Here is an 11,451-nt window from a genome sequence, read left to right on the forward strand (position 1 = left end):
TGCTGTTCCGTCAGGCCGTTCAGCCACGGGGGGCTGCGGCTGCAATGGCGAGAAAATCTTCCGGCTTCAGGCTGGCGCCACCGACCAGCGCGCCGCCGACCTCCGGCACCGCGAGCAGGCTGGCCGCGTTGCCGGCATTCACCGAGCCGCCATACAGGATCCGCGTGGTCTGCCCGGCCTCGCCGAACTGGCGCACCAGCTCGGCCCGGATGAAAGCGTGCATCTCGGCCACGTCCGCCTCGGTGGCGGTGCGCCCGGTGCCGATTGCCCAGACCGGCTCGTAGGCCACCACGCCGTCGCCCTCGGCGAACCCGTCCGGCAGGCTGCCCTTGAGCTGCCAGCCCACCACATCCTCGTGGCCGTCGTCGCGACGCTGGTCGTCGGTCTCGCCGACACACACGATCGGGATCAGCCCGGCTGCCTTCGCTGCCAGCACCTTCTCGCGCACCGTCTCGTCGAGCTCCTTGTGGTTCTGCCGGCGCTCGGAATGGCCGAGGATGACGAACCCGGCCCCGAGATCGCGCAGCATCGGGGCGGCGATGTCGCCGGTATGCGCTCCCTTCGGCTGCATGTGGCAGTCCTGTCCGCCGACGGCGACCACCGAGCCGCGCAGGATGCCGGCCACCGTGGCAATCTGGGTGAAGGGCGGACAAACCAGCAGGTCCGCATGACCCGGAGCGGACGCCACACCGGCGATCAACGCCTGCGCCAGGGCTTCCGCATCGGCGGTCAGGCCGTTCATCTTCCAGTTGCCGGCGATCAGTTGGCGGCTCATTCTCGGACCATCCCGGGTGCTCGATGCGTGCCGGAAGTGCAGCAGACACGGCATCCGACGACGTGCCAGGCGACCTTCCAGGGGGCGTCATAGATCATGGTCGACCCCTGCATGACAAGCTCGGAGCGGCACCCTATGGTGCGCCGCCTTGCTCCCGGCCCGCTCCCCGGGCCGGCCTTGCCGCACCGGATATCGTCATGCTCGCTTTCATGCGCCGCGTCTTCATCGGCTCCTGGCTCGGACGGCTGCTCGCGCTGCTGATCTTCGCGAGCTTTGCGGTGTGGGGCATCGGCGACTTCTTCACCAACCTGTTCCACCGCGGCGCCAACTCGGTCGCCAGCGTGGCCGGCCGCACGATCACCGCCGACGACTTCGAGCGCGCCTATCAGAGCCAGCTGGCGCAGACGGCACAAAGCCAGGGCAGCACCGACCCGACCTCGCTGCCGTACGGCGAGCGCCGGCAGATCGCCATCGAGGCGATGCAGCGGCTGGTGTTCCAGGCGGTGATTGCCGACAAGGCGACGCGGACCGGCATCGTGGTGCCCGATCAGGTGGTGCGCGACCAGATCTTTGCCGAGAAAGCCTTCCAGGGACCGGACGGCAAGTTCAGCCGCACCGTGTTCGACCAGCGCATGCAGGCCGCCGGCTTCACCGAGGACCAGCTGTTGCGGCTGTTCCGCGAGCAGTCGGCCGCGACCGCTCTGATCGAGCCGATCCGGGTGGGTGCGCGGGCGCCTGCCGAGCTCGTCCGGCGGGCGTTCGATTTCGGCGCCGAGCAGCGCGTGCTGGACATGATCATGCTGCCGTTCAGCGCAGTGCCGGCGCCGGCCGCCCCGGACGCTGCGACCCTCCAACGGTATTACGCCAACAACAAGGACCGCTTTGCCGCCCCGGAGTACCGCCGGATCAAGCTCGTGCTGCTGTCGCCGGACACCATCGCGCATGACCTGACCGTCCCGGAAGCCGACGAGCGCCGCGCCTACGAAACCCTGATCACGCGCTTCCAGGTGCCGGAGAAGCGCTCGGTGCAGCTGCTGATCGTGCCCGACGAGGCGCGCGCCCGGCAGCTCGCCGCACTTTGGACCGGTGGTCTCGCCTGGACCCAGCTGCAGGCGACCGCCAAGGACGCCACCCCGATCTCGCTCGACGCCTCGACGCAGGCCGGCATCCCGTCGCCCGACATCGGCAAGCTGGTGTTCGCAGCCGCCCCGGACACGGTGACCGCCCCGCAAAGGACCGATGCCGGTTGGGTGGTGCTGCGGGTGTCCAAGGTGATTCCGGCCGTCAATCGCAGCTTCGAGCAGGCGCGGGACGAGCTGCACGACCTGGCCGGCAAGCAGCAGGCGGGGTCGTTGCTCTCGGCGCGGGTGCAGAAGCTGCAGGACGCGATCGCCGGTGGCGGGCTGGATGCGATCCCGTCGGACCTCGGCGCGGTCGCCGCAGAAGGTACGCTGGACGCGCAGGGCCTGACCCAGTCCGGCGATCCGGCGCCGCTGCCGGGCGACGACGCGGTCCGCAAGGCGATCGTGGCGCAGGCGTTCCAGACCGCTAAGGGTGACGCACCGACCCTGGTGCAGGGCCCGGAGAACAGCTGGTACGCGCTCGCGGTCGAGGATGTCATGCCCGCGAAGCCGCTCTCGTTCGAACAGGCCGGCGATCGGGTGCGGGCCGGTTGGCAGCAGGACGCGGTTCGCCATGCCGACGAGCAGGCCGCGGCCGCTTTGTATGCCGACGCGCAGGCGCATGGCGGGCTGGCGGTCGTGGCGGCGAACCGGCCCGGGCTCGTCCGCAACGTCGCGGTGCGCCGGGGGCAGGCCGATGGTCCGGTGCCGCAGAACCTGGCGCAGATCGCGTTCTCGCTGAAGCCCGGCACCTCGACGATGCTGCAGACGCCGGACGGCTTCGTCGTTGCGACCGTCCTGGCGATCCGCCATCCCGATGCCGCCGCCGACGCGCTCGGCTACAGCCGTACCCGCGCGGCTCTCGACGCCTCGGTCGCCGCCGACATCGAGAACAGCTACGTGAACACCCTGCGCGAACGCGGCCACGAGGACATCGACGTGAAGGCGGTCGAGCGTGTCGTGGGCACGCCGACCGCGGGCGGCCCGGGAAGCAATAGCGGGTCATGAGCCCGATCGCGGAGCAGCACGCCCAGGCCGATCGCGACCGGCTCGCCGGCGGGCAGGCGGTGATTGCCTGGAGCGTCGAGCCGGCCGACCTGATCACCCCGGTCGCGGCCTTTCTCAAACTGCGCCGGCATCTCCCCGATGCGGAAGCCAACAGCTTCCTGCTGGAGAGCATCGAGGGTGGCGTGGCACGTGGCCGCTTCTCGGTGATCGGCCTGCTGCCGGACCTCGTCTGGCGGTGCCGCGACGGCGAGGTCAGCGGCGTCGACGATGTGGGCGAGCACCCGATCGACAGCCTGCGCCGGCAGATCGCGGCCAGTCGGATCGAGCTGCCGCCCGGGCTGCCACCGATGATCGGCGGGCTGTTCGGCTATCTCGGCTACGACATGGTGCGCCAGATGGAGCGCCTGCCGGACCCGCCCGTCGACGATCTGGGCCTGCCCGAGGGGATGCTGTTGCGGCCGTCGCTGTTTGCGGTGTTCGACAACGTGCGCGACGAGCTGACCCTCGCGGTGCCGCTGCGTCCGGCTCCCGGCCAGGACAGCCAGGCGTTGTGGGAGCACGGGCAGGCGCTGCTCCAGCAGGCCCGCGACGCCTTGTCGCTGGCCCTGCCGCCGAACGCCCCGGGCACGGATGCGGGCACTCCGCTGGTGCAGCCGGCCGAGCCGCGCAGCAACTTCACCCGCGAGGGGTTCCTGGACGTCGTCCGACGCATCCAGGACTACATCGCGGCCGGCGACGCGTTCCAGGTGGTGCCGAGCCAGCGCTTCTCCACACCGTTCGGGCTCGAGCCGTTCGCGCTCTACCGGGCGCTCAGGCGGGTCAACCCGGCGCCGTTCCTGTTCTTCCTGGATCTGGAGGACGAGCCCCGGGGCCCGCGCTTCCAGCTCGTCGGCAGCAGCCCTGAGGTGCTCGTCAGGCTCCGCCAGGGCACCGTGACGATCAGGCCGCTCGCCGGCACCAGGCCGCGCGGCGCCGATCGCGCCGAGGACGAGCGACTCGAGGCCGACCTGCTGGCCGATCCGAAGGAGCGCGCCGAGCACCTGATGCTGGTCGATCTCGGACGCAACGATGTCGGCCGGGTGTCGGAGCTCGGCAGCGTGAAGGTGGTTGAAAGTTTCGTGATCGAGCGCTTCAGCCACGTCATGCACATCTCCTCGACGGTCGAGGGCAAGCTGCGTCCGGAACTGGATGCGGTCGATGCCCTGGTGGCGGGATTCCCGGCCGGTACCCTGACCGGGGCGCCGAAGATCCGCGCCATGCAGATCATCGACGAGATGGAGCCGACCCGGCGAGGCACCTACGCCGGCTGCATCGGCTATTTCGGCGCCGACGGCACCATGGATACCTGCATCGGCCTGCGCATGGCCCTTCTGCGGGATGGCACCATGCATGTGCAGGCGGGGTGCGGCGTGGTTGCCGACAGCGTTCCGGAGTCGGAATACGAGGAGACCCGGCAGAAGGCACGGGCCCTCTTCCGTGCGGCGGAGGCGGCACTGAACCAGGCGAGCGGCCGGGCAACCGGCAGCGGCGCCTAGGCCGACGCTGCGGACCTGCAGGATGCACATGACATATCGTCGTTGCGTGGTTTGACCGGCTCCGGGTGGCACACCACAATACGTCCATGATCCTGTTGATCGACAACTACGACAGCTTCACCTTCAACCTGGTGCACCATCTCGGTGCGCTCGGCGAGACCTGCGACGTGCGTCGCAACGATGCGCTGTCGGTGCAGGAGGCGATGGCACTGCGCCCGGAGGCGATCGTGCTGTCCCCGGGTCCATGCTCGCCCAACGAGGCCGGCATCTGCTGTGCCTTGATCGAGGCGGCGGCAGGGGTCATCCCGGTGCTGGGCGTGTGCCTCGGCCACCAGGCGATCGGCCAGGTGTTCGGAGCCGACGTGGTGCGGGCGCCGACGATGATGCACGGCAAGGTCAGCCCGATCGAGCATGACGGCGCCGACCTGTTCGAGGGCCTGCCGTCGCCATTCATGGCAACGCGCTACCACAGCCTCACGGTCGAGCCGGGCAGCATGCCGGCCAGCCTGGTGGAAACTGCCCGCACCGCCGACGGCGTCATCATGGGGCTGCGGCACCGCGACTTCGCCATCTTCGGCGTGCAGTTCCATCCGGAGAGCATCGCCTCGCAGCACGGCCACGCCATCCTGGCCAACTTCATGGCACTTGCCCGAGGCCGGAACTCGCCGAGCCACGAGCTGGCTGCCTGATGGCCGACATCCGGATCACGTCGCGCTAGCAGAATGACGCAAAGCCCGATCGATGAGGACCTGCGAGCGTCGTCGCCATGCCGCTCGCTGAAGCCGGTGCTGGCCCGTCTTGCGGCCGGCAGCCGGCTGACCGAGGCAGAGTCGCAGGCGGCGTTCGAGCTCGTGATGTCGGGGGGCGGCACCGATGCTCAGATCGCGGCCCTGGTCATGGCCCTGCGCGTCCGGGGCGAGACGGTGCCGGAACTGCTCGGCGCCGTTCGGGCGATGCGGGCGCGCATGCGTGTCGTGCCTGGTGTCGCCGATGCGATCGACGTGTGCGGCACCGGCGGCGACGGTCATTCCACCCTCAACATCTCGACAGCGGTGGCTTTCGTGCTGGCGGCCCTCGGCGTGCCGGTCGCCAAGCACGGCAACCGCGCGGTGTCCTCGCGCGCAGGCGCGTTCGATACTCTGGAGGCGCTGGGCATCCCGATCATCCAGGATCCGGACCTGCTCGAGGCCTCGCTGCAGATGAACGGCCTGACCTTCCTGGCAGCGAACCTGCATCATCCGGCGATGCGCCACGCGGCCACGGTCCGCTCCGAACTTGGGTTGCGCACGATCTTCAACCTGCTGGGGCCGTTATGTAATCCGGCCTCGGTACGGCGCCAGATGATCGGCGTGTTCGATCCCGAGTGGCAGGAACCGATCGCGCGCACGCTGCAGCAGCTCGGCGCCGATTGCGTCTGGGTCGTGCATGGCGAGGACGCGGACGGTACCGACCACCGGGGATTGGACGAACTCGGTCTGGCCGGTCCGAACCGGATCGTCGCACTCGACCAGGGTCGTCTCTGCCGGTTCAGCGTGACGCCCGAAGAGCTCGGGCTGCCGCGCCATCCGGTCGCGGCGATCGCCGGGGGGGACGCGGTGCATAATGCCCGGGCCCTGGAACGGCTGCTTGCGGGCGAGCCCGGCGCCTATCGCGACACCGTCCTGCTCAATGCCGCGGCGGCGCTGCAGGTCAGCGCGCGCGGCAGCATCCTGGCCAACTCCGGCACGGACGTCGATCCGGGAGACGGGGTTGCCGAGATCGAGGCGCCGATCGAGACGCTGTTGCAGGGACTGCGGCACGCTGCACGGGTCCTGGACGATGGCAGCGCGCTGGCGGTACTGGATTCGATGCGCGCGCCGGATGCGGCAGGGAACGCCGGCCGTTCATCCGGTCTTAACCGTGAAGCGGACAAGCTGGTGGACAAGCCTGCTCCACCGCAGCGCGCTCGACCTAAGGCACTTCCGCATGAACGATGACGTGCCTGACGTACTGGACCGGATCTGCACGCTGACCCGTGAGGAGGTCTCGCGCCGTTGCGTCGGGCTACCTCTCAAGGAGCTGAAGCTGCGTCTGCGCGACCTGGCAGAGCCGCCGCGCGGTTTTGGGCAGGCCTTGAAGCGCATGACCGCCGAGCACCGCGTCGGACTGATCGCCGAGATCAAGAAGGCGTCGCCGTCCGGCGGGTTGATCCGCAGCGAGTATGACCCGGCGGCCATCGCGAGGCTCTACGAGGCTGCCGGTGCGAGCTGCCTGTCGGTACTGACGGAGGGGCCATCGTTCCAGGGCCATGTCGCCGACCTGCAGATCGCGCGTGCGTCGGTCGAAATCCCGGTGCTCCGCAAGGATTTCATTCTTGATCCGTGGCAGGTCTATGAGAGCCGGCTGATCGGCGCCGACTGCATCCTGCTGATCATGGCGGCGCTGTCCGACAGCATGGCCGAGGATTTGTTGTCGCTGGCCCGGTCGCTTGATCTCGACGTGCTGGTCGAGGTCCATGACGGCGCCGAACTCGATCGCGCACTCGGGCTGAATACATCGCTGATCGGCATCAACAACCGCAATCTCAAGACGTTGAAGACCGATCTTGAAACCACGATGCTGCTCGCGCCGCGCGTGCCCCCGGACCGCATCGTGGTGGCCGAGAGCGGTATCCGCACCCGCGAGGATGTGCTTCGCCTTGCCGGCGCGGGGGCGTCCTGCTTCCTCGTCGGCGAGAGCCTGCTCAGACAAGCCGACACCGCGGCCGCCTGCACAGCGTTGCTCGGACCGATCTGATGTCGGGAGGTCCGCCGGCGCGGCTGACGCATCTCGACGCGGAGGGTCGGGCCGTGATGGTCGACGTTTCGGACAAGCCGGTCACGCGGCGCGAGGCCAGGGCGGCCGCCAGGGTCATGATGCAGCCCGAGACGTTGCAACAGATCCTCCGGGGTGACACGAAGAAGGGCGACGTCTTTGCGGCGGCCCGGATTGCCGGCATCATGGCGTCGAAGCGGACGTCCGACCTGATTCCTCTCTGTCACCCGCTGCCGATCAGCTCCGTCTCGGTCGAGATGGCGCCGAATGTCGAAGGGGCAGGTGTCGAGATCGAGGCGACGGTTCGAACGACCGGCCAGACCGGCGTCGAGATGGAGGCGCTGGTGGCTGCAAGCGTGGCGGCGCTGACCATCTACGACATGTGCAAGGGGATGGACCGGGGTATGCGGATCGAGGCAATTCGGGTGCTGCACAAGTCCGGCGGCGCGTCCGGCACGTACGACGAGGCATCGGACCAGCCGGCAGGACAGGCGAAGGATACACGATGAGCGGAGCCAGGAAGATGATCGACGCGGCGCCCCGCGGCAGCAACAGCCCGTCGATGAGCCGGGAGGAGCTGACCCGCGCCTACCACGACATGCTGCTGATCCGCCGCTTCGAGGAACGGACCGGCCAGCTTTACGGGATGGGGCTGATCGGCGGCTTCTGCCACCTCTATATCGGCCAGGAAGCCATCGTCGTCGGCGTGCAGATGGCGCTCAAGGGCGGCGACAAGATCGTCACCTCCTATCGCGACCACGGCCACATGCTGGCGACCGGCATGGACCCGAAGGGCGTGATGGCCGAGCTCACCGGCCGAGCGACAGGCTACTCGCGCGGCAAGGGCGGGTCGATGCACATGTTCTCCAAGAAGGAGCATTTCTACGGCGGCCACGGCATCGTCGGCGCGCAGGTGTCGATCGGCGCCGGGCTGGCGTTCTCCAACAAGTATCGCGGCAGCGACGAGGTGGCGGTCGCCTACATGGGCGAGGGCGCCTCGAACCAGGGCCAGGTGTTCGAGAGCTTCAACCTGGCGGCGCTGAACAAGCTGCCCTGCATCTTCGTGATCGAGAACAACCAGTACGGCATGGGCACCAGCGTCGAGCGCTCCTCCGCATCGAAGGCTCTGTGGCGCAACGGCGAGCCCTGGGGCATTCCCGGCCAGCAGGTCGACGGCATGGATGTGGTCGCGGTGCGGGAGGCGGCGCGCGAGGCGGTGGCGCATTGCCGCGCCGGCAACGGGCCGTTCCTGCTCGAGATGAAGACCTACCGCTATCGCGGACACTCGATGTCGGATCCGGCGAAGTACCGCACCCGCGAGGAGGTCGACCAGATGCGCCGCGAGCGCGATGCGATCGAACAGGTGCGGCGTGCGCTGCTCGAGCTCGGCGTCGACGAGACGGTGCTCAAGGCGACCGACGACGAGATCAAGAAGATCGTGGCCGAGGCAGCGGATTTCGCGCAGTCGAGCCCGGAACCCGACCCGTCCGAATTGTGGACAGACGTGCTGGTGGAGGCCTGAGAGCCGATGTCGACCCAGGTGCTGATGCCGGCGCTCTCGCCGACCATGACCGAAGGCAAGCTGGCGCGCTGGCTCAAGAAGGTCGGCGATAGCGTGGCCGCCGGCGACGTGATCGCCGAGATCGAGACCGACAAGGCGACCATGGAGGTCGAGGCGGTCGATGAGGGGACGCTCGGCAGCATCCTCGTCGAGGAAGGCACCGAGAACGTTGCGGTGAATGCGCCGATCGCGGTGCTGCTGTCGGATGGCGAGGATGCGTCGGCGCTGAGCAAACCGGCGGCGAAGGAGGATGCGGCGCAGCCCAAGGTTGCGGCCGAGGGCGGCGAGAAGGAGATCGCGGACCGGGCCTCCACGGAAAAGGCTCCGGAACTGGCGCGGACCGAGCCTGAGCGCGAGTGGGGCGAAACGAAGTCGGTCACTGTCCGCGAGGCGCTGCGTGACGCCATGGCCGTCGAGATGCGCGCCGACGACGACGTGTTCCTGATCGGCGAGGAAGTCGCGGAATACCAGGGCGCCTACAAGGTGAGCCAGGGCCTGCTCGACGAGTTCGGCGCCAGGCGGGTCATCGACACGCCGATCACCGAGCACGGCTTCACCGGCATGGCTGTGGGCGCGGCGCTGACCGGGCTGAAGCCGATCGTCGAGTTCATGACCTTCAACTTCGCCATGCAGGCGATCGACCAGATCATCAACTCGGCCGCCAAGACGCTCTACATGTCCGGTGGCCAGATGGGCTGCCCGATCGTGTTCCGCGGGCCGAACGGCGCTGCGTCGCGCGTCGGCGCGCAGCATTCGCAGTGCTATGCGAGCTGGTACGCGCACGTGCCAGGGCTGAAGGTGGTCGCGCCATACTCCTCGGCAGATGCCAAGGGCCTGCTCCGGGCGGCGATCCAGGACCCGAACCCGGTGATCTTCCTCGAGAACGAGATCCTCTACGGCCAGAGCTTCGAGTGCCCGACCGATCCCGACTTCGTCCTGCCGATCGGCAAGGCAAAGATCGAGCGCGTGGGCACGCACGTCACCATCGTGGCGTTCTCGATCATGGTGGGCGTGGCGCTGAAGGCGGCCGAGATCCTGGCCGGGCAAGGCATCGAAGCGGAGGTCATCAACCTGCGCACGTTGCGTCCGCTGGACACCGCGACCGTGGTCGAGAGCGTGAAGAAGACCTCGCGGCTGGTGACGGTCGAGGAAGGTTGGCCGTTCGCGGGCATCGGTGCGGAGGTGGCGATGCAGGTCATCGAGCATGCATTCGACTGGCTCGATGCCCCACCGGTGCGCGTGCATGGGCTGGACGTGCCGCTGCCCTACGCCGCAAACCTCGAGAAGCTCGCCCTGCCACAGCCCGATTGGGTGGTGGATGCCGTGAAGAAGCTGGTCTGAAGGACTGACGTCGCATGTCCGTGAATATCCTCATGCCGGCGCTGTCGCCGACCATGACCGAAGGCACGCTGGCCCGCTGGCTCAAGAAGGAAGGCGATGCGATCGCGTCCGGCGACATCATCGCCGAGATCGAGACCGACAAGGCGACGATGGAGGTCGAGGCGGTCGATGAGGGCATCCTTGGACGCATCCTGGTCGTCGACGGCACTGAGGGCGTGAAGGTCAACGACCCGATCGGCATCATCGTGGCGGATGGTGAGGCAGTGCCGGATGCCGGTGCGGGGACGGGCAAGCTCGACACTCCGGCGCCGGTTGCGACGCCGACGGGTGCGGCCGAGCAGCCGTCCGCTCCTGCGGGTCAGGCTCAGGTCGCGGCGGCGGGTCGCAGCGATAGCGGCAGCCGGGTGTTCGCCTCGCCTTTGGCGCGCCGCCTGGCAGCTGAGGCCGGACTCGACGTCAGCACGATGAAGGGATCCGGTCCGAATGGGCGGGTGGTCCGTGCCGATGTCGAGGCGGCGGCCAAGGCCCCGAAGCCGGCGGCCGCTCCGATACCGGCCGTGGCGTCCCAGACAGCGCCGGCTCGTCCGTCACCGGCCGCGATCACCGGAGCGCACCGCCGCATCGCGAATTCAAGCATCCGCCGCGTGATCGCCAGGCGGCTCACGGAATCCAAGCAGTTCGTGCCGCACTTCTACGTCTCGATCGACGTCGAGATGGATGCGCTGCTCAGCCTTCGCGCCCAGCTCAATCATGCGTCTCCGGCCGAGGGTCCGGGCAGCTTCAAGCTGTCGGTCAACGACATGCTGATCAAGGCATGTGCGGTCACGCTGGCGCGGGTTCCGAAGGTCAATGCCAGCTACACCGACGAGGCGATCCTCGAATACGAGGATGTCGACATCTCGGTCGCGGTCTCGATCCCCGATGGGCTGATCACGCCGATCGTCCGCAGCGCTGACAAGAAGTCGCTGGCGCAGATCAGCCACGAGGCACGCGGCCTGATCGCCCGGGCACGCGACGGCAAGCTGAAGCCGGAGGAGTTCCAGGGCGGCGGGTTCTCGATCTCCAACATGGGCATGTTCGGGGTGCGGGCGTTCTCGGCGATCATCAATCCGCCGCAGGCCGGGATCCTTGCAGTCAGTGCAAGCGAGAAGCGCGCCGTGGTCCGAACCAAGGATGGCGTCGACAGCATCGGCATCGCCACGATCATGACGGCAACCTTGTCGGTCGATCACCGGGCGGTGGACGGAGCGCTCGCGGCGCAATGGGCATCGGTGTTCAAGTCGGTCGTCGAGAGCCCGCTGAGCCTGGTCGTCTGAG

Annotated in this window: 10 protein-coding genes; 9 read left to right on the top strand and 1 reads right to left on the bottom strand. The window is 68.5% G+C overall.

Annotation, left to right across the window (positions count from 1 at the left end):
- Positions 1-19 precede the first annotated feature (19 nt).
- Positions 20-775, bottom strand: a complete 756-nt coding sequence (tpiA, locus tag ACOEQ2_RS18205) for a triose-phosphate isomerase (protein ID WP_419729346.1) — start codon at positions 773-775, stop codon at positions 20-22.
- Between the two features lie 197 nt (positions 776-972).
- Here tpiA and ACOEQ2_RS18210 point away from each other — a divergent pair, with 197 nt between their 5' ends.
- The 9 genes from ACOEQ2_RS18210 (at position 973) to ACOEQ2_RS18250 (ending at position 11,450) form a co-directional block, all read left to right on the top strand.
- The gene (locus ACOEQ2_RS18210; protein WP_419729347.1) at positions 973-2,904 is read left to right on the top strand and encodes a peptidyl-prolyl cis-trans isomerase; all 1,932 of its coding nucleotides are present in this window, start codon (positions 973-975) and stop codon (positions 2,902-2,904) included.
- Positions 2,901-4,439, top strand: coding sequence for an anthranilate synthase component I (trpE, locus tag ACOEQ2_RS18215; RefSeq protein WP_419729348.1), 1,539 nt, complete (start codon positions 2,901-2,903; stop codon positions 4,437-4,439). The genes ACOEQ2_RS18210 and trpE overlap by 4 nt, the downstream gene beginning before the upstream one ends.
- 86 nt (positions 4,440-4,525) lie before the next feature.
- Positions 4,526-5,128, top strand: coding sequence for an anthranilate synthase component II (locus tag ACOEQ2_RS18220; RefSeq protein ID WP_419729349.1), 603 nt, complete (start codon positions 4,526-4,528; stop codon positions 5,126-5,128).
- Between the two features lie 33 nt (positions 5,129-5,161).
- Entirely contained in the window at positions 5,162-6,415 is a 1,254-nt protein-coding gene (gene trpD, locus ACOEQ2_RS18225; RefSeq protein ID WP_419729350.1) for an anthranilate phosphoribosyltransferase, read from the top strand.
- Positions 6,405-7,214, top strand: coding sequence for an indole-3-glycerol phosphate synthase TrpC (gene trpC / locus ACOEQ2_RS18230; RefSeq protein ID WP_419729351.1), 810 nt, complete (start codon positions 6,405-6,407; stop codon positions 7,212-7,214). Before trpD ends, trpC begins: the two co-directional genes overlap by 11 nt.
- Entirely contained in the window at positions 7,214-7,741 is a 528-nt protein-coding gene (moaC, locus tag ACOEQ2_RS18235; RefSeq protein WP_419729352.1) for a cyclic pyranopterin monophosphate synthase MoaC, read from the top strand. The genes trpC and moaC overlap by 1 nt, the downstream gene beginning before the upstream one ends.
- A gap of 14 nt (positions 7,742-7,755) precedes the next feature.
- On the top strand, positions 7,756-8,754 hold the full coding sequence (pdhA, locus tag ACOEQ2_RS18240) for a pyruvate dehydrogenase (acetyl-transferring) E1 component subunit alpha (protein ID WP_419731275.1): 999 nt from the start codon (positions 7,756-7,758) through the stop codon (positions 8,752-8,754).
- 6 nt (positions 8,755-8,760) lie between these two features.
- Entirely contained in the window at positions 8,761-10,134 is a 1,374-nt protein-coding gene (locus ACOEQ2_RS18245; protein WP_419729353.1) for a pyruvate dehydrogenase complex E1 component subunit beta, read from the top strand.
- 14 nt (positions 10,135-10,148) lie between these two features.
- A complete protein-coding gene (locus tag ACOEQ2_RS18250) occupies positions 10,149-11,450 on the top strand; it encodes a pyruvate dehydrogenase complex dihydrolipoamide acetyltransferase (RefSeq protein WP_419729354.1) in 1,302 nt (433 codons plus the stop codon).
- The last annotated feature ends 1 nt before the right edge of the window (position 11,451 follow it).

Origin of the sequence: Lichenicola sp. (genome assembly GCF_965198575.1) — a bacterium.
In the GTDB taxonomy this organism is placed as follows: domain Bacteria; phylum Pseudomonadota; class Alphaproteobacteria; order Acetobacterales; family Acetobacteraceae; genus Lichenicola.

What these genes read in the sequence shown, in the direction of transcription:
- tpiA (WP_419729346.1), bottom strand. Translation starts at nt 775, where the DNA reads ATGAGCCGCCAACTGATCGCCGGCAACTGGAAGATGAACGGCCTGACC.
- ACOEQ2_RS18250 (WP_419729354.1), top strand. Translation starts at nt 10,149, where the DNA reads ATGTCCGTGAATATCCTCATGCCGGCGCTGTCGCCGACCATGACCGAA.
- trpC (WP_419729351.1), top strand. Translation starts at nt 6,405, where the DNA reads ATGAACGATGACGTGCCTGACGTACTGGACCGGATCTGCACGCTGACC.
- pdhA (WP_419731275.1), top strand. Translation starts at nt 7,756, where the DNA reads ATGATCGACGCGGCGCCCCGCGGCAGCAACAGCCCGTCGATGAGCCGG.
- moaC (WP_419729352.1), top strand. Translation starts at nt 7,214, where the DNA reads ATGTCGGGAGGTCCGCCGGCGCGGCTGACGCATCTCGACGCGGAGGGT.
- trpD (WP_419729350.1), top strand. Translation starts at nt 5,162, where the DNA reads ATGACGCAAAGCCCGATCGATGAGGACCTGCGAGCGTCGTCGCCATGC.
- ACOEQ2_RS18220 (WP_419729349.1), top strand. Translation starts at nt 4,526, where the DNA reads ATGATCCTGTTGATCGACAACTACGACAGCTTCACCTTCAACCTGGTG.
- ACOEQ2_RS18210 (WP_419729347.1), top strand. Translation starts at nt 973, where the DNA reads ATGCTCGCTTTCATGCGCCGCGTCTTCATCGGCTCCTGGCTCGGACGG.
- ACOEQ2_RS18245 (WP_419729353.1), top strand. Translation starts at nt 8,761, where the DNA reads ATGTCGACCCAGGTGCTGATGCCGGCGCTCTCGCCGACCATGACCGAA.
- trpE (WP_419729348.1), top strand. Translation starts at nt 2,901, where the DNA reads ATGAGCCCGATCGCGGAGCAGCACGCCCAGGCCGATCGCGACCGGCTC.